This window comes from Piscinibacter sp. PDB1-1, from assembly GCF_056675995.1.
This window is the reverse complement of record NZ_JBWVZJ010000001.1, coordinates 2,333,339-2,349,761: the sequence shown is the minus strand read 5'-3', so window position 1 is coordinate 2,349,761 and position 16,423 is coordinate 2,333,339. Positions and strand designations below refer to the sequence as shown.

Genomic DNA, 16,423 nt, shown 5'->3' with positions numbered 1-16,423 from the left:
GCAAACTTGCTTCAACGTGAATCAAAGATCACGGATTTTTAAGTAGTTACCCGCTGTTTTGAGGCTCACTTGCGGACTCCCTCACGCCTGAAGGAAAAACCCCGAATACCCGACTAAACCGACGTGCAATATTGGATACACCCTGACACATGTCAGGGCAACCAAGGGCGACAAGACCTGACCGCCCATGACAAGGAGACTCTCCATGCATGCACGCCTGTTGACCCGCGCCGCCGCCGCCCTCCTGGGCACGGCCGCCGCGTTGTTCGGCACGACCACCGCCTTCGCGGGTGACTTCACCTCCAGCTATTCGGCTGGCCTGAGCACCTACAGCATCAAGGGCACCGAGCCCGCCTCGGGCAAGCACCCGGTGTTCATCTACACCGTGGGCACCACCGAAACCTACGACAACGCCCAGGCCATGGGCGCCGTGGCCGAGATGGCTGCCAAGGGCTTCGTCGCCGCCGCCGTGGAGTACGACAGCAGCCTGTTCGGCACCTGCTCGCAGATCCTGTCGAAGGCCAAGTACATCTACAACAGCGGCTCGTCGTCCAGCGCAGTCTCGAAGCTGTGCGCCCGCGCCAACGCCGACTGCTCCAAGGGCGTGGTTGTGGCCGGCTTCAGCCAGGGGTCGGTGATCGCGATCAACGCGAAGAACTACGACAGCCGCGTGCGTGCCGCCTACGGCATGGGCGCACACACGCTGTACACCGTCTACGCCATGAGTTCATGCATGACGCCGAGCAACTACACGATCAGCAAGAACAACGTGCGCGTCGTCAACGGCCAGAGCGACATCTTCCCGGGCGGCACCGCCACGGTGGTGCGCTCGTCGTCGGAGAACGTCACCGGCAAGAGCTGCGGCCTGCTGGCTTACGAATGCCTCAACACCAACGGCAGCGGCTGGATCATGATCCGCGACAGCGCGGTGGGCGACCTCTCGGCTGACCATTGCTACCAGCGCGTGGGCGGCTGCACCGGCCTGCAGTCGATCACCGACAGCACCTGGCGCAATGGCTCCACCAACTGGGGCCTGAAAGCCAACCTGACCTGGCTGAACGGTTTCGTCACGCACTGATGGCGCAAGGCGTGTCATCGCACCGGGGCTGCGGCCCCGCGTGCGAGGCACGCCACCCCCGGACCACACGCTCCCAAGAAAGACAGAAGAAAGGCTTCGCACACCATGGCTGCCTTCTCCACCCCCTTCTGGATCCTCACCGCCGGCCTCATGGCGGCAGGCAGCGGTGCCGCCTACCTCACGCGCCCACAGCCCGGCGACGGCATCGACACCAGCAGTTCGGTGCAGGCGCTGGCTCAATCGGACCACGCGTCCTACATGCGGCCCGATGCGTCCGATCCGCCCGACAGCGACGCCATTGACACGGTCACTTCCGATCCGCTTGCCCACCCCGCACCCGCAGGTCGCGCAGGCACCCCCTTCACCACCGACACGCTCGGCCGCCTGGTCGTGACCACGCAGACCGTGTCGGTACTCGACAGCTGGCTGCCCGCTGGAGACAACCCTCTGGCGCCGCTCGAAGCGCAGCTGCGCGCCACGCTGCCGCCGCTGGCCGCCGAGCGCGCCTGGGCGCTGCTGCAGGCGCACGTGGCCTACCGCACCGCCGAGCGCGACATGCTGCGCGCAGCCCAGGCGAGCGCCACCCGGCCCTCGCCGCGCGACATGCTCGACCGCACGATGGCGCTGCGTCGCCGTCACTTCGACTCCAGTTCGGTGCAGGAGCTGTTCGCCGCGACCGAAGCGCGCGCGCTCTACGCCTACAACGCCGCCGACATCCTCAACGACACCACGCTCACTGAAGCACAGCAGAGCCAGCGTCTGCGCGCCTTGCGCGACAGCCTGCCGGCCGAGGTGGCGGCGCTGGAGTTCGGCGGTTCACAGTTCTCGTACGCGATGGAGAAGCAGGTGGCGCAGATGCGCGCGGTAGGCGAAAGCGATGCCGAGGTGCTGCACCTGCGCAGGCAGTATGTGGACACACCCGGCGCGCAATCGGCAATCGAGATCGAACGCGAGCGCGAAGAGGCACAGCGCCGCACCTGGGAGCTTCGCCATGCGGGCTACGTGCGCCAGCGCGACGCCCTGGTCTACGCCGAGATGGATGTCGCCCAGAAGCAGCAGCAGCTCGAAGCCCTGCTGCAGCGCTCGTTCAAGCCTGAAGAGCTTGCATCCGCGCGGCCGCACAGCGGCCTTTGAACCCGGCGCGGCTCAGCGTCCGCCGGCCACGTCGACGATGGACCCGGTGGCGTAGCTCGATTCATCCGACAGCAGCCAGACGATGGCGCTGGCGATCTCGTCAGCGCGGCCCACGCGCTGCATCGGGATCATGTGCAGCGACTTCTGCGCCCGGTCGGGCTGGCCGCCCGAGGCGTGGATCTCGGTGTCGATGATGCCGGGACGCACGCCATTCACGCGCACGCCTTCGGTGGCCACCTCGCGTGCGAGACCCACGGTGAAGGTGTCGATCGCGCCCTTGCTGGCCGCGTAATCCACGTACAGCCCGGGCGAACCCAGCTTGGCCGCCACCGACGACACGTTGACGAGCGCGCCGCCCTGCCCGCCGTGCCGCGTCGACATGCGGCGCACCGCTTCGCGCGCGCAGACCATGCTGCCGATCACGTTGACGGTGAACATGCGCTGCAGGCGCTCGACGCTCATCTCGTCTACGCGTGCCTGCATGTCGACCACGCCGGCGTTGTTGACCAGCCCGGCCAGGCGCGGCATCTCGGCGTCGATGCGCTGGAACATCGCGAGCACCTGCGATTCATCGGCCACGTCGGCCTGCACCGCCAGCGCCTGCCCGCCCGCGGCCTGGATGGCCTGCACCACCGCCTGCGCGGCGGAGGCGTCGCGCGCGTAGTTCACCGCCACCGCCCAACCGCGCTCGGCCGCGAGCCGCGCCGTGGCGGCACCGATGCCGCGGCTGCCGCCGGTGACGAGGACGGTGCGCGCGCCAAGTTGTGAGCTGGCGGGTGAATCAGTCGTTGGCATCTTGCTTGGCCTTGGCGTCGAGGACGGGTTGCAGCGCCTCCACGTCTTGCATGTACTGCTCGGTGTCGACCGGGCTGGCCAGGCGCAGGGCGGGCGGGAAGAGGTGGTTCATGTACAGCTCGCTGCCGAAGCGGTCGGTCGACTGGTAGTTGAGCCACAGGCTCAAGCCCACGCCAACGACCACCGCCGCGGCCGAAAAGCCGAGCGTGCGGCGCGGGTGATGCGGCTCCACTGCCTGCAGGTGGAAGTACAGCATGGCCCCCAGGATCAGGTAGGCGGCGATGAAACTGAAGTCACTCAGCCACGGCCACGAGAGCGAGAACGCCAGCAGGCTCGCGCCAGCGTTCACCAGCTCCCACACGAGCGCGGCGGTGAGCAGCACGCGCAGGTGCCAGCCGAAGCGGCCCTGCCGCGTGAACACCTTGGAGAGCAGCGTCCACAGCCCCGCCCAGCCGAGCGTGACACCCACCGCGTAGATGGCGAGCGACCCGAGCGACTTGGGGAACACGTCGGGGTCGTTCTCCAGGTACGTGCTGAAGACCAGCACGCCGATCACCGCCAGCACCAGCAAGACCAAGGTGCCCAGCCGCTGCGCGAACGCCGGCGCCGCGCCCATCGGCAACTCGGGCGCGAGCACATGGCCGGCCAGGCGCAGGCGCAGGTGGGTGCGGCCGGCGGTGATCAGCGCGGTGGCGTCGCCCACCGGCGTGGTGGCACCGGCGACGAGTTGCGCGTCACCACAGCGCAGGCCGTTGCGGGTGTCGCCCACCTGCACGCGGATGTGGCCACTCTGGTCGGGCGCCACGCTGAAGTGGTGCGGCGCGGTGTGCGGGTCGTCGAGCACCAGGTCGTTGTCGAGCGCGCGGCCCACGCGCAACGGCCACTCGCGCACGGTGACGCTGTGTCGCACGCTGCCGTCGCGGTCGAGCACTTCCAGCACGGCGAGGGTGGCGGGCGCGTGGCCCACCGCCATCTCTTCGGCTGGGGTGTCGCCCAATTCCGTTGGAACCGCCTCTACTTCACCCATTGCCAGGCCTCGATGTAATGGCGCGCCAGCTTCATCGCGTTGGGGTAGCTCAGGCCCTGCGCGTCGATGCGGCCCTGCACGCCGCCTTGCGGCTGGTCGAGTGTGGTGACGAGCACGGCCACGTCGTAGAGCTGCGGCAGCTTCTTGTAGGCGCGCAGGCAGGTCACCGCGCGCAGCACCAGGCCCTTGCGGTCCACATAGGCCTCGCTGCATTGCGGCTTGGTCTGGTGCTGCGGGCCCAGGCGCATGAAGCCCTCGTTCTGGAAGCTCGCCGAGTATTGGGCGGCGAAGCGCAGGGTGCCGAGCTTGCTGCCGTCGTAGGCCTCGTGGCGGGTGGCGACGGTGCCGGTGTTGAATTCGCCGGCGAAGATGCGCGTGTCCATCACGCAATCGGAGCGCTCCAGATCGAGCCCGCCGGTACGCGAAGGGTCGCTGCTGCCCCAGCAGCGCATGAAGCGATCGGGCGGCACCGGCACGGTGTAGCGCGGGTGGGTGGCGATCCTCCAGCCTTGCGCGATGAAGCGCTCGGTGAGCACATCCTGGTGCGCCATCAACTGCTCGGTGACGATGCTCCAGGCATTGCCTTTGATCGGCGCCGCCTCGCGGCCCTTGGCCAGGAGCGCACTCGCAAAGGTGGCCGGCACGAGAAAGCTCACCTGCTCGCCATCGATGCGCCGCGCCACGTTCACGCCGATCACGCGGCCCTCTTGATCGAGCGCCGGGCCGCCGCTCATGCCGGCGCTGAGCGATCCGGCAAAGAAGATCTGCGGGTAGAAGCTGCGCTCCACCAGGCCATTGAAGTTGCCTTCGATCACCGCAAAGCCCACGTCGAGCGGGTTGCCGAGCGAGTACATGCGCTCGCCCTGCGCGAGCTTGTTCGAGTCGGCCCGAAAGCTCAGCGCGTCGTACCCACCGGCGGGCTTGTCGCCGACCATCTTGAGCAGCGCCAGGTCGTGCAGCACGTCGAGCATCAGGATCTGCACCGGCGCGTCGCGCCCGTCGGCCGTCAGCGAGACCAGTTCATGCCGCTCGGGCTTGAGCGCCGCCTCGCTCACCACGTGGTAGTTGGTGATGACGTGACCCTGCGCCGACACGAGGAAGCCCGAGCCGACCGACGTCTGGCTGCCCTGCCCGCGCAGCACGGTGCGGATCTGCACGAGTTGCGAGCGCGCCTGCTCGTAGACCTTGCGCGCCGACATCGACACCGGCGCCGACGCGGGGGACGCCACCACGGGAGCCGCCTGCGCGACGGGCGGGGGTGCGGCCCAGGCGCTGCTCGACAGCGCGCAGACCGACACAGCGAACGCCCCAGCGGAGCGCCAAAGGTGGAATCTCATTGAGATTCATTCTATGGGCCGCTGCCCGCCCTGCGAGCAGGTCAGGAACGCCCACGTGCCAAGCCGGCGCCCGGCTCAGGTGGCTCGACTCAGGTGATGCGGTAGTAGTCGAGGATCACCCGCGTGGCCTCGCGCCGGCCGCAGGCCAGGGCCAGCGTCTTGTTGAGATGCAGCCACTGCGCAGCACCGGTCTGGAAGCGGATCACGGTGCGAAAGAAGTATTCGTCGCGCGGCACGTTCTCGCCGCGCGCCAGGCGGGCCATCACCTCGGGCGGGCCGTGGCGCATGCCGTCGCTGCGCACTTCGATCAGTGAGCCGTCGTCGGCGCGGATCACGTAGTGGGCCGAGATGTCGAGCACACCGTCGGCCCGGTTGATCTGCCAGTCGACACCGCCTTCGACCAGGCTGCCGTTGAGCTCGGGGCCGCGCACCGTGCCACCGCCGAGCGGGATGAAGCGGCGCTCGCCGTAGGGGCCGCCACCGAGCGTGACCAGCGGGCTCACCTCGCAAACCACTTGGGCCATGGGGATCAGCGCGGGCGGGGAGGGGATGTCGATCATGGGCGTGGCGTGTGGAGTCGTCGCTTGCGTGGGGTCTGAACCTCGGCAACGATACGCCGCCCGCGGCCGCGCCGGGTCATCCCAGAAGATGACGACTTGTCCACCTTTGGGATGACACGGCCCGGCGCCACCCGCGCGCACACTCACCGACAAGGAGACGACCCACATGACATTCGCACGCCGCAGCCTGCTCGCCGCCGCCGCCAGCCTCGCGCTGGCCTTGCCCGCCCTGGGCCTGGCGCAGAGCTTCCCCGACCACGCCCTCAAGCTGACCGTCGGCTTCCCGCCCGGCACCGGGCCCGACGTGGTGGCCCGCCTTGTCGGCCAGAAGCTCGAAGCCAACCTGAAGCAATCGGTGGTGATCGACAACCGCGCCGGCGCGGGCGGCCAGATCGCCACGCAGGCGGTGGCCAAGAGCCCGGCCGACGGCTACTCGCTGCTGCTGGGTGAAGTGGGCTCGATCAGCATCGCGCCGCCGGCCTTCAGCAAGCTGCCCTACGACCCGGCCAAGGAGCTGGTCGTGATCTCCGAGGTGGTGCGCTCGGACTTCCTGCTGGTGGTGCCGGTGAACTCGCCGCACAAGACCGTGGCCGACTTCGTGAAGGCCGGCAAGGCCACCAAGGACCGCATGAACTTCGCCACCTTCGGCGCCGGCACGCCGGGGCACTTTGGCTCGGAGATGCTGGCCGAGCAAGGAGGCTTCAAGGTCGAGCCCATTCATTACCGCGCCACGGGCGACGCCATCACCGCCATCGTGGCGGGTGACGTGCAAGGTGCCTTCGTGTCCACCGCACTCGGCTCGGCACAGATCAAGGCGGGCAAGATGCGCGCGCTGGCCACCACCTCGGCCACGCGATCGCCGCTGCTGCCCGATGTGCCAACCTTCACCGAAGCCGGCCTGCCCAAGGTCGACTTCTCGGCCTGGTTCGCGATCTTCGCGCCGGCCGGCACGCCGGCTGCCGCGCTCGATGTGCTGAACAAGCAGATCGTGGCCTCGGTGCAATCGCCCGAGGTGAAGCAGAAGTTGACCGACGCGGGCTTCACCGTCACCGGCACGTCGCGCAGCGAGTCCGAGGCCATGGTCAAGGCCGAGGCGCCGCGCTGGGCCGCGGTGGTGAAGGCCACCGGGTTCAAGGGCGACTGAACGGCTTCGGCACATTCCTCACCCTGGACAGGGCCCGCTCGGGCCCTGTCTTGCTTTCAGCCCGCCACGCGTGCGATCAGGGCCGCAGCGCGCCGGCGGGGATCTCGACCACGTAGGTATCGACGTCGAGCGCGCTGCCACTGCCCCAGTTGGAGTTGAACGCGATGCGCGTGAAGTCGCGGTTCACGCTCGCCACCGGCTCCGACCAGTAGCCGTTGCTGGCCACGCGGGTGTGGGCGAGCGTGTAGACACGCGGGTTGGCCGCAAGCTGCACGGCCAGCAGCTTGCGGTGCAGCCACTGCATCGGGCTGCCGCCGTCGGCATACGTGCTCACCAGGGCCCAGCCGGGATTGGCGAAGGCCTTGCCGGACACGTGCAAGGCGGTGGTGGTGCCGGCCAGGTAGGTGGGGAACAAGGCGGTGCGCACGCCGGTGCGCATGTTCACCATGAACACATCGCCAGCGTTCGAGCCGTAGTCGACGGCCACGTAGACATCGTCGCCATTCGCGTCGATCGCGATGTCCGAATGCTCGGAGCGGTTGGCCAGCAGCACGCGCTGCTGAGAGAAGTCGCGGCTGAACGCCACCGTGCCAGGCGCGCCGACCCATGACGCGACGCAATGGTTGCCGCTCGGCGACATGCTCACGTGGTCGGGCCTCGACCCATTGGTGGCGCGCGTTCCGGTGATGGTGTCGGTGTCGCGGTCCCAGGTGAACAGGCCCACGCTGCCCCAGCCGGCGTCGTCGACCATGAAGCACCAGTAGCGGCCGTTGGCAGACGGCGAGCCCTCGGACTTCGTCCAGGCGGCGTTCGCCGTCGGCCACAGCGCCCGCAGGCGCGCGCCGAAGTCACCCACCACACGGCTGGTGTTGGTCGAAACGTTCAACTCGCGCAGCTGCATGCCCACGCCGTTGGTGGGCAGGTAATACAGCAGCTCGGGGTTGGTGGCGTGCCATTGCGGCTCGGCGTCACCCGCTGGGCCGCTGAGCTGCCGGATGCGGGCGCGGGTGTTGGCGTCATAGAGATGCCAGCTGCCGTCGTAGCTGTAGATCAGCTGCCGCGTGCTGTCGGCATTGAAGGCCTGGCGGCGCGAGTAGTCGTTGCGCGCAAAGGTGGCGAGGCCATCGGCCGTGTGGTCGGTGGCACGCACGAGGCAGGTTCGGTAGGTGGGGTCGGCAACGGCCACGCCCTTGGCGGGCTCGCTCAGGCTGGGAATGGCATCAGCCACGCGCGTGCCGGTGAGCGTGAAGTTCGCGGCGTAGAAGGACGCGCACGCCGCGCTGAGCTGTGGCGATGGCGATGGCGATGGCGATGGCGATGGCGACGGAGCAGACGCGGGCGGCGGTGGTGCTGCCTCGGTCTCGGGGAGGGGCGGGTTCGGCGCGCTGCGCTGGTCGTCACCCCCACCTCCGCCGCAGCCCGCGATCACCAGACAGGCCGCGAGCTGAAGCTGGATCAGCCGCGCCAGGCGGCCGTTGAGTGCATTGACACGGTTCATGTTTTCTTGGATCTCCCTTTGATGACGAGCCGGATTCTGCGGACGCCGCTCCGTCTGGAGGTCAGCCATTCACAGCTTGAAACGTAAGCTGATGTAGACCTGCGCCACGCGCGGCAGAACTGCACGGCGAGCGAGTCGTTTGCGCGGGCGGCGCTGCCGCAGGCAATTCGCTCTGGACTATGCTGCCGCACTGAAGTACGACTGCCGTCAGGACCCACGATGAACTCCTTCTCCTTCCGCCCCGCCCTCCTCGCCATCGCGCTGGCCTGTGCCAGCTTGGGCGCCCATGCCGGCTCGTCGGCCTCGTCGGCTTCGTCCGAAGGCTCTTCGGCGTCTGTGGGCAGCGTCTCGACATCGTTCGAAACCTCCAGCGACGCGTCGTCCAAGAAGGACAAGGTGGCCGCGGGCGACTACAAGCTGACCGAGGTGGCTGAAGTCGCCGAGCGCCCCGGCATGCTGCGCATGAAGCTGCAGGCCGTGGCCGAGGCCGACGACTCCTTCTATCTGTATGTGCCGGCGCAAACGCTGGCCCAGACGCCGGTGGCCGTCGGTGAGACGGTATCGGCACGCACCCGCCCCTATGGCGTGGAGTTCGCGAAGGCCGACACCGGCCGCGCGTTCTACCTGGTGCTGCAAGACGCGTGGTACCGCGAGCTGCAGACCAACGCCGTGGTGCTTTGACCGGCCGCGCCCTGCGCGCGGGCCTGGCGGCCGCGCTGCTGGGGCTGCCAGGCTTGCTGATGGCGTTGCCGGCGCAGGCGGAAAGCATGCGCTACTGCGATCGCCCGCTCGACCTCAGCATCGAGCAAAAGGACAAGTTGTTTCGCCTGGGCGCCCTCATCAAGGACGAGCTTGCACGCCTCGACCAACCGGTGGCGCTGGTGTCGCGCTCAGGCCTCGCGCTCGACCGCTTCGGCCTGCGCTACTCGCATGCGGGGCTCAGCCTGCGCGACAGCCCCGACACGCCCTGGGCCGTGCGCCAGCTGTACTACGCCTGCGACGAGCGCCGCCCGCGCGTGTACGACCAAGGCATGTCGGGCTTTTTGCTCGGCACCGACGACCCCGACATCGGCTACATCTCGGTGGTGTGGCTGCCGCCCGAGGCCGGCGCGCAGCTCGCGCGCAGCGCACGCGACAACCGCCAGGCGCTCGCACTGCTCGGCGGTGCCTACAGCGCCAACGCCTACCCCTACAGCCTGCACTACCAGAATTGCAACCAGTGGGTGGCCGAGATGATGGCCATCGCCTGGGGCCTGGAGCCTGCCCCGGCAGGCGACGCCCCCCGCGCCGCCGCGCAGGCCTGGTTGCATCAGCAGGGCTACCAGCCCGATGCGATCGAGGTCGGCGGCCTGCTGATGCTCGCGTCGATCTTCGTGCCCTGGGTGCACAGCGATGACCACCCGCAGGCCGAGCTCGAACTCACCCGCTACCGCGTGAGCATGCCCGCCTCGCTCGAGACCTTCGTGCGGCAGATGCACCCCGGCGCGCAGCGCACGGAGTTCTGCCACACCAACCGGCATATCGTCGTGCACCGCGGCTGGACACCCATTGCCGAAGGCTGCGTACCGCGCGAAGGCGACACGGTGGTCGCGCTCTGAAGCCGGGCTTCAGGTCGCCCTCTCAAGGCTTCTTCGCCACCCGCCAGATCACGTTGCCGACGTCATCGGCCACCAGCAGCGCGCCGCGCTTGTCGAGCGCCACGCCCACCGGGCGGCCATAGGCCTCTTCGTCCTTGGTCAGGAAACCGCTCAGCACGTCGATCGGCGGGCCGCTCGGTTTGTGGTCGCTGCCGAAGGGCACGAAGATCACCTTGTAGCCGCTGAGGGGCTTGCGGTTCCACGAGCCGTGCTGGCCGATGAACATGCCGGTGGCAAAGGGCGCCGGCAGCGTGTTCCCTTCGGACCACGCCAGGCCGAGCGATGCGGTGTGCGGCCCGAGCGCGTAGTCGGGCACGACCGCCTTGGCCACGAGTTCGGGGCGCTGAGGCTGCACGCGCTCGTCGACATGCTGGCCGTAGTAGCTGTAGGGCCAGCCGTAGAAGGCGTTGTCGCGCACCGAGGTCAGGTAATCGGGCACGAGGTCGCTGCCGATCTCGTCGCGCTCGTTCACCACTGTCCACAGAACGCCCGATGCGTCCCAGGCCATGCCGTTGGGGTTGCGCAGGCCCGACGCGAAGATGCGATGCGCGCCGCTTCGGGTGTCGACCTCCCAGATCGCGGCGCGGCCCTCTTCGATCTCCATGCCCTTCTCGGCCACGTTGCTGTTGGAGCCGACGGTCACGTAGAGCTTGCTGCCGTCCTTGCTGGCGATCACGTTCTTGGTCCAGTGGTGGTTGATGCCGGCGGGCAGGTCGACCACCTTGGTGGCGGCCGCACTGATCTGCGTGTCACCTTCCTTGTACGGGAACTTGACCAGCGCGTCGGCGTTGGCGACGAAGAACTCGCTGCCGACGAGCGCCATGCCGAAGGGCGAGCTGAGCCCCTGCAGGAACACGCGGCGCACTTCGGCCACGCCGTCGCCATCGGCATCGCGCAGCAGCGTGATGCGGTTGGCGCTGGGCGTTCGCGCTCCGGCCTTGGTCATCACCTTGTTCATCACCCAGCCGCGCACGCCACCCCCGCCACTGCCCTCGGGCTTGGGCGGGGCGTTGGATTCGGCGACGAGCACGTCACCGTTGGGCAGCACATAGACCCAGCGCGGGTGGTCGAGCTTGTCGGCGAACACCGCCACGCTCGCGCCATCGGCCGCCACCGGCAAGGTGCCGGCCGGCCAGCCCTTGGCCGGCGCGATGTTCACCGTGGGGATCAGCGTCTTGTTGGGCGCGGGCAGTTGCGGCGCGGGCCCGGTGCCGTCGGCCACCGTGAGCGAGGCCTTCTCGCCACAGGCAGCCAGCAGCGCGGCCAGGCCCAGCGCGATGAGTGTGTTGCGTGCGTTGCGTCTGTTCATGTGATCCATTGGCAAGGTGGGTGCCATCATCTTCCGCGCCTCAGTCCAGGGTCGACAAGTAAGCCACCATGTCGCGCGCGCTGGCTTCCGACACACCCAGCGTGGGCATGGCCGTCAGCGGGTCGATAGCATGGGGCTCGCGAATCCAGCGCACGAGCTGCTCGGGCGTGTTGGCCACGGCACCCGCAAGGCGCTGCCGCCGCGCGAGGCCGGCGAGCGGCGGCCCCACGTGGACCTCGGCGCCGGCCAGGCCGGGGATCACGTGGCAGGCCGTGCACGCGTGTTGCTGCAGGGCGATCTTGCCGCGCTCGGCATCGGCCTGGATGGCTTGCGCTTCGACGGCCGATTCGATAGGCGCTGACGTGCAGGTATCGGTCGCATCGATGGCCGCGCGAAAGTCTCGCGGGTCGAGCCCGGGCAACTGCCGCAGGAAGGCCACCACCGCCCACAGGTCGCCCTCGTGCATGCGGTAGCGCCAGGCCGGCATGCCGCTCATCTTGATGCCTTCGCGCGTGATCCAGAACAACTCGGCTGCACTCCAGCGCGTCGCCGCGTCGACGAGCGGCCCCGGCAGCGGCTGCATGCTCAGGCCGATGGGATGCTGCGCCACGCCTGGGCCGCCGTGGCACTGCATGCAGTTGTCGCGGTAGCAGACGGCACCGCGCTGCTGTTGCGCAACCGCGCCGAGTGGCGGCACCGCCACGTCGAGCGCACGGCGCTGCACCGAGCGCTGCATGGTGATCTCGAGCAGCCGGTACACCGGCGCCGTGTGCTGCGCCGTGACGCTGATGTCGTAGTGGCCGCTGGCCACGAACGCGGCACCGCCGATGCCCGCCAGACCGATCACCACCATGAGCGTGGCGAGAACGATCTGCCACGCAGCCCAGCGCCCGCGTAATTCTTTCGGCAGTGCGGCGGGCGCATCCGTAGGCTTTACCGGGTGATGTTCGTGCTCTGGCATGGTGAGTGTGTTGGAACGCTTCTTGATGCATGAGTGCATGGACAGCGCCCTGCCGATGATCCGCAAGTTGTGTTCCCTCGGCATGCTGCAGTGCACGCTGATCGCATGCTCGCCCGCAGACGGCCCCGCGGGTGCAGGCGACACGAATGAAGCCCGCAGGGGCCGCGACCTCATCGCGCAGCATCAGTGCGGCAGCTGCCATGTGATCCCGGGGGTGCCGGCCGCGCGAGGCCAGGTGGCCGTCACGCTCGATGCGTTCGGCCGGCGCAGCTACATCGCGGGCCACGTGCCCAACACCGACGAGAACCTCGCGCGCTGGCTGGTGAATCCGGCGGCGCTTGTGCCGGGCACCACCATGCCGGCCATGGGCGTCTCGGCAGCCGATGCCCGCGCCATGGCGGCCTACCTTCGGAGCCTGCGTTGAACGGGTGGCCCTCGGTGCTGGCCCCGGCTTCGCCGGAGGCGACGCATGCGGCCAACGTGTCGTGGGTGTTGATCGTCGGCGCGGGCCTGGTCTTCCTGCTCGTGATGGGCGTGCTCGCCTGGGCCTTGCTGCGGCGCGAACGCCATGCCGCGGCACCGCGGCGCTGGGTGCTGGGTGCCGGCGTGGGCCTGCCGGTGGCGGTGCTCGCCAGCCTGCTGCTCTGGATGGCCGGTGCCAGCACGCGGGCCGCGGCCGCGCACGATGCCCGAGCGCTGCACGTGAGCGTGACCGCGCACAACTGGTGGTGGGAGGTGCACTACCGCGACCCGCACAGCGGCCGCGACGTGCGTCTGGCCAACGAGATCCACCTGCCCACCGGCCGGCCGGTGACGATCGCGCTCACGAGCAGCGACGTCATCCACAGCTTCTGGGTGCCCGCGCTCGGCGGCAAGGTCGACATGCTGCCCGGGCGCATGCTGCACCTGCGGCTCAGCTCGGTCGACGCAGGCCGCTACCGTGGCCAGTGCGCCGAGTTCTGCGGCGAACAGCACGCACGCATGGCGCTCCACGTGAGCGTGCATGACGCTGCCGCGTTCACGCAGTGGCTCGAAGCCCAAGCGCAACCCGCACGCACGCCGGGCGGGCCGCTCGCGCAGCGCGGCCGGCAGGTGTTCGATGAACAGCGCTGCGCCGCATGCCACACCGTGCGCGGGCTCGGCCCCGAGGCCGCCGTGCTCGGCCCCGACCTCACGCACGTGGGCAGCCGCCTCGCGCTCGGTGCCGGCACGCTGCCCAACAGCGAAGCTTCCCTGCGCAGCTGGATGGCCGGAGTGCAGGCCCACAAGCCCGGCGCGCGCATGCCGTCTGCGCAGCTCGACGACGCCTCGCTCGCGGCACTGGCTCACTTTCTGGCGCAGTTGCAATGAACGACACAAACCCGCACCCGAGTCCGCATCTGCCCAACGAACTGCCGCGCCCCGCCGACGAGCTCGCGCGGCTCGAAGCCGCCTGGAAGCCGCCGCGCGGCTGGCGCATTGCCTCGTCGGTGAACAACACGCACGTGGGCCTGTTCTACATTGGCACCGCGCTGCTCTTCTTCGTGGGTGCTGGCGTGCTGGCGCTGCTGATGCGCGCGCAACTCGCGCTGCCAGGGAGTGAGCTGCTCGGCCCGCAGGCCTACAACCAGGTCTTCACCATGCATGGCACGGTGATGATGTTCCTGTTTGCGGTGCCGGTGGTGGAGGCGGTGGCGGTGTATCTGCTGCCGGGCATGCTGGGTGCCCGCGACCTGCCCTTCCCGCGCCTGAGCGCCTACGCCTTCTGGGCGTATGCGATCGGTGGTGTGGCCTTCTTCTGCACCGTCTTCGTGGGTCTGTCGCCAGACGGGGGCTGGTTCATGTACCCGCCGCTCACCGGAGCCGAACATTCGCCGGGCCTGGGCGCCGACTTCTGGCTGCTGGGCATCGGCTTCATCGAGATCTCGGCCATCGCCGGTGCGATCGAGCTCATCGTGGGCATTCTCTTCACGCGCGCTCCGGGCATGACGCTCACGCGCATGCCGGTGTTCGCGTGGGCCATGCTGGTGGTGGGCTTCATGATCGTGTTCGCGTTCCCGGCCGTGATCGCCGGCACCACGCTGCTCGAACTGGAACGCAGCTTCGACTGGCCGATCTTCGACGCACGGCGCGGCGGCGACCCGCTGCTGTGGCAACACCTGTTCTGGTTCTTCGGCCACCCCGAGGTCTACATCATCTTCTTGCCCGCCGCAGGCCTGGTCTCGATGATGGTGCCCACGCTGGCACGCACGCGCCTCGTGGGGCGGCACGCCATCGTGGGCGCGCTCGCCGTGGTCGGCGTGATGAGCTTCGGCCTGTGGGCGCACCACATGTTCACCGCCGGGCTCTCCCCCTGGGCGACGGCCGTGGTCTCGGTGGTGAGCCTGGCGATCGCCATCCCGACTTCGGTGCAGGTGTTCGCGTGGATCGCGACGCTCTGGCAAGGCCGCTTGCAGTTCACCGCGGCGGCGCTCTTCGTACTGGGTTTCTTCTTCATCTTCGTGCTCGGCGGCCTGACGGGCGTGATGGTGGCCGTGCTGCCCTTCGACGCGCAGGTGCACGACACCTACTTCATCGTCGCCCACCTGCACTACGTGCTGATCGGCGGCATGGTGTTCCCCCTCTTCGCCGCGCTCTACCACTGGACACCGCTGATGAACGGGCACACCCTTTCCGAGCGGCTGGCGCGCTGGGTGTTCGGCCTGATGTTCATCGGCTTCAACCTCGCTTTCTTCCCGATGCACGTGAGCGGCCTGCTCGGCATGCCGCGGCGCGTGTACACCTACGAGGCCGGCCTGGGCTGGGATCTGCCCAACCTGCTGTCCAGCGCGGGCGCCTTCGTGTTCGCGGCGGGCGTGCTGATGTTTGCCATCGACGCGCTGCGCACCTGGCGGCGGCCCCGCCAGCCGCATGGCAACCCCTGGCTGGCAGCGAGCATGGAATGGCTGCCCTCGGCGAACTACGGCGCACGCAGCGTGCCGCAGGTGCGCTCGGCCGACCCGCTGTGGGACCAACCCGGCCTGGCACGCGAGGTCGAGGCCGGCCAGCACTGGCTGCCCGGCACCGCCACCGGCGGGCGCGAGGCGCTGGTCACAAGCCCCCGTGTCGCGCGGCCGTGGCAGGTGCAGCCCCTGCCGGGCGATGGTTGGGCGCCCCTGCTCGCCGGGCTGGGCACCGCGGGGTTCTTTCTGCTGCTCACGGTGAAGTGGCTCGCGCCCGCCTTTGCGTTCGGCATCGGCGGGCTCGTCGCCCTGCTGGTCTGGCTGTGGGCGAGCGATCGGCCACCGGCCGCGCCCATGGTGCCGATCGGTTCGAGGCTGCACGTCGACGTCGGCGGGCGCGGCATCCGCTCGCCCTCGTGGTGGGCGATGGTGGTGCTGGTCGTGGTCGACCTGACCATCTTCGCCTCGCTCGCCTACGCGCACCTGCACGTGTCGATGGCCGCCGACGTGTGCCCGCCCGGCGGCGCGCGCCTGCCGGCCTGGGCCTCGGTGGGGTTCAGCGTGGTGCTGTGGCTGCTGGGCTCGGTGCTGATGCATGCCGCACGGCGCAGCGCGTTCCGTGTTCGCCCTCTGGCATACGCCGCGTTGCTCGGCGCCTTGGGTTGCATGGCCGCAGCCCTTTTCGCGGGCATGACTGCGCACCAGGATGCAGGCCTCTCGCCGACGCTCAATGCATGGAGTGCGACGGTCGCCACGCTGCTGGCCTGGCTGGCCGTTCACGCCGTCGTGCTGGCCCTGATGGCCGCCTACCTGCTGCTGCGCCTGTGGAGCGGCCTGCTCACGCCACGCAGCCGCGCCACGCTCGACAACATCGGGCTCTTCTGGCACGGCGTGACCGCACAGGGTGTGATCACGATGCTGTTCATCCAGATGCTCCCGAGTTGGATGTAACGCAAGGGAGCGAAGCGACCCGCCCATCAAGCCACGCCCAAGGATCCGGCTCCGCCCGTCCGATGGGTGGA

15 protein-coding genes are annotated in these 16,423 nt (G+C 69.1%); 8 read left to right on the top strand and 7 right to left on the bottom strand.

Annotated features, from left to right (window positions below; translation table 11 throughout):
* Positions 1-205 precede the first annotated feature (205 nt).
* Positions 206-1,078 carry a hypothetical protein gene (locus AC1KAR_RS10870; protein WP_480317342.1) on the top strand — a complete coding sequence of 291 codons (873 nt, stop codon included), beginning with the start codon at positions 206-208 and terminating at the stop codon, positions 1,076-1,078.
* A gap of 105 nt (positions 1,079-1,183) precedes the next feature.
* Complete coding sequence (locus tag AC1KAR_RS10865) at positions 1,184-2,212, top strand: lipase secretion chaperone (RefSeq protein ID WP_480317340.1); 1,029 nt, start codon at positions 1,184-1,186, stop codon at positions 2,210-2,212.
* 12 nt (positions 2,213-2,224) lie between these two features.
* Here AC1KAR_RS10865 and AC1KAR_RS10860 read toward each other — a convergent pair whose 3' ends face one another.
* The 4 genes from AC1KAR_RS10860 to AC1KAR_RS10845 form a co-directional block, all read right to left on the bottom strand.
* Positions 2,225-3,007, bottom strand: a complete 783-nt coding sequence (locus AC1KAR_RS10860) for an SDR family oxidoreductase (RefSeq protein ID WP_480317338.1) — start codon at positions 3,005-3,007, stop codon at positions 2,225-2,227.
* Positions 2,994-4,034: an FHA domain-containing protein gene (locus tag AC1KAR_RS10855; protein ID WP_480317336.1), complete on the bottom strand. Its 1,041-nt coding sequence runs from the start codon at positions 4,032-4,034 to the stop codon at positions 2,994-2,996. The genes AC1KAR_RS10860 and AC1KAR_RS10855 overlap by 14 nt, the downstream gene beginning before the upstream one ends.
* A complete protein-coding gene (locus AC1KAR_RS10850; protein WP_480317334.1) occupies positions 4,022-5,371 on the bottom strand; it encodes a S1 family peptidase in 1,350 nt (449 codons plus the stop codon). Before AC1KAR_RS10850 ends, AC1KAR_RS10855 begins: the two co-directional genes overlap by 13 nt.
* A gap of 89 nt (positions 5,372-5,460) precedes the next feature.
* Complete coding sequence (locus tag AC1KAR_RS10845; protein WP_480317332.1) at positions 5,461-5,931, bottom strand: DUF3237 domain-containing protein; 471 nt, start codon at positions 5,929-5,931, stop codon at positions 5,461-5,463.
* 166 nt (positions 5,932-6,097) lie between these two features.
* Here AC1KAR_RS10845 and AC1KAR_RS10840 point away from each other — a divergent pair, with 166 nt between their 5' ends.
* The gene (locus AC1KAR_RS10840; RefSeq protein WP_480317330.1) at positions 6,098-7,075 is read left to right on the top strand and encodes a Bug family tripartite tricarboxylate transporter substrate binding protein; all 978 of its coding nucleotides are present in this window, start codon (positions 6,098-6,100) and stop codon (positions 7,073-7,075) included.
* Positions 7,076-7,151: 76 nt separating this feature from the next.
* Here AC1KAR_RS10840 and AC1KAR_RS10835 read toward each other — a convergent pair whose 3' ends face one another.
* The gene (locus tag AC1KAR_RS10835) at positions 7,152-8,573 is read right to left on the bottom strand and encodes a hypothetical protein (protein WP_480317328.1); all 1,422 of its coding nucleotides are present in this window, start codon (positions 8,571-8,573) and stop codon (positions 7,152-7,154) included.
* Positions 8,574-8,792: 219 nt separating this feature from the next.
* Here AC1KAR_RS10835 and AC1KAR_RS10830 point away from each other — a divergent pair, with 219 nt between their 5' ends.
* Positions 8,793-9,254 carry a hypothetical protein gene (locus AC1KAR_RS10830; protein ID WP_480317326.1) on the top strand — a complete coding sequence of 154 codons (462 nt, stop codon included), beginning with the start codon at positions 8,793-8,795 and terminating at the stop codon, positions 9,252-9,254.
* A complete protein-coding gene (locus AC1KAR_RS10825) occupies positions 9,251-10,171 on the top strand; it encodes a DUF2145 domain-containing protein (protein ID WP_480317324.1) in 921 nt (306 codons plus the stop codon). Before AC1KAR_RS10830 ends, AC1KAR_RS10825 begins: the two co-directional genes overlap by 4 nt.
* Before the next feature lie 22 nt (positions 10,172-10,193).
* Here AC1KAR_RS10825 and AC1KAR_RS10820 read toward each other — a convergent pair whose 3' ends face one another.
* On the bottom strand, positions 10,194-11,519 hold the full coding sequence (locus AC1KAR_RS10820; protein ID WP_480317322.1) for a PQQ-dependent sugar dehydrogenase: 1,326 nt from the start codon (positions 11,517-11,519) through the stop codon (positions 10,194-10,196).
* A 40-nt stretch (positions 11,520-11,559) separates the two neighbouring features.
* Positions 11,560-12,480: a c-type cytochrome gene (locus tag AC1KAR_RS10815; RefSeq protein ID WP_480317320.1), complete on the bottom strand. Its 921-nt coding sequence runs from the start codon at positions 12,478-12,480 to the stop codon at positions 11,560-11,562.
* 37 nt (positions 12,481-12,517) lie between these two features.
* On the opposite strand from AC1KAR_RS10815, the gene AC1KAR_RS10810 reads away from it, so the two are divergent.
* Genes AC1KAR_RS10810 through AC1KAR_RS10800 form a run of 3 tightly spaced genes read left to right on the top strand, consistent with a single transcriptional unit; the run spans position 12,518 to position 16,352 of the window.
* A complete protein-coding gene (locus AC1KAR_RS10810; RefSeq protein WP_480317318.1) occupies positions 12,518-12,904 on the top strand; it encodes a c-type cytochrome in 387 nt (128 codons plus the stop codon).
* Positions 12,901-13,830: a cytochrome c oxidase subunit II gene (locus AC1KAR_RS10805; protein ID WP_480317316.1), complete on the top strand. Its 930-nt coding sequence runs from the start codon at positions 12,901-12,903 to the stop codon at positions 13,828-13,830. Before AC1KAR_RS10810 ends, AC1KAR_RS10805 begins: the two co-directional genes overlap by 4 nt.
* On the top strand, positions 13,827-16,352 hold the full coding sequence (locus AC1KAR_RS10800; protein ID WP_480317314.1) for a cbb3-type cytochrome c oxidase subunit I: 2,526 nt from the start codon (positions 13,827-13,829) through the stop codon (positions 16,350-16,352). Before AC1KAR_RS10805 ends, AC1KAR_RS10800 begins: the two co-directional genes overlap by 4 nt.
* Positions 16,353-16,423 lie beyond the last annotated feature (71 nt).

Excerpts from the sequence above, each read along its gene's own strand:
- AC1KAR_RS10850 (WP_480317334.1), bottom strand. The coding sequence starts at position 5,371 with ATGAGATTCCACCTTTGGCGCTCCGCTGGGGCGTTCGCTGTGTCGGTC.
- AC1KAR_RS10815 (WP_480317320.1), bottom strand. The coding sequence starts at position 12,480 with ATGCCAGAGCACGAACATCACCCGGTAAAGCCTACGGATGCGCCCGCC.
- AC1KAR_RS10835 (WP_480317328.1), bottom strand. The coding sequence starts at position 8,573 with ATGAACCGTGTCAATGCACTCAACGGCCGCCTGGCGCGGCTGATCCAG.
- AC1KAR_RS10840 (WP_480317330.1), top strand. The coding sequence starts at position 6,098 with ATGACATTCGCACGCCGCAGCCTGCTCGCCGCCGCCGCCAGCCTCGCG.
- AC1KAR_RS10865 (WP_480317340.1), top strand. The coding sequence starts at position 1,184 with ATGGCTGCCTTCTCCACCCCCTTCTGGATCCTCACCGCCGGCCTCATG.
- AC1KAR_RS10820 (WP_480317322.1), bottom strand. The coding sequence starts at position 11,519 with ATGAACAGACGCAACGCACGCAACACACTCATCGCGCTGGGCCTGGCC.
- AC1KAR_RS10810 (WP_480317318.1), top strand. The coding sequence starts at position 12,518 with ATGGACAGCGCCCTGCCGATGATCCGCAAGTTGTGTTCCCTCGGCATG.
- AC1KAR_RS10870 (WP_480317342.1), top strand. The coding sequence starts at position 206 with ATGCATGCACGCCTGTTGACCCGCGCCGCCGCCGCCCTCCTGGGCACG.
- AC1KAR_RS10860 (WP_480317338.1), bottom strand. The coding sequence starts at position 3,007 with ATGCCAACGACTGATTCACCCGCCAGCTCACAACTTGGCGCGCGCACC.
- AC1KAR_RS10800 (WP_480317314.1), top strand. The coding sequence starts at position 13,827 with ATGAACGACACAAACCCGCACCCGAGTCCGCATCTGCCCAACGAACTG.
- AC1KAR_RS10845 (WP_480317332.1), bottom strand. The coding sequence starts at position 5,931 with ATGATCGACATCCCCTCCCCGCCCGCGCTGATCCCCATGGCCCAAGTG.
- AC1KAR_RS10830 (WP_480317326.1), top strand. The coding sequence starts at position 8,793 with ATGAACTCCTTCTCCTTCCGCCCCGCCCTCCTCGCCATCGCGCTGGCC.
- AC1KAR_RS10855 (WP_480317336.1), bottom strand. The coding sequence starts at position 4,034 with ATGGGTGAAGTAGAGGCGGTTCCAACGGAATTGGGCGACACCCCAGCC.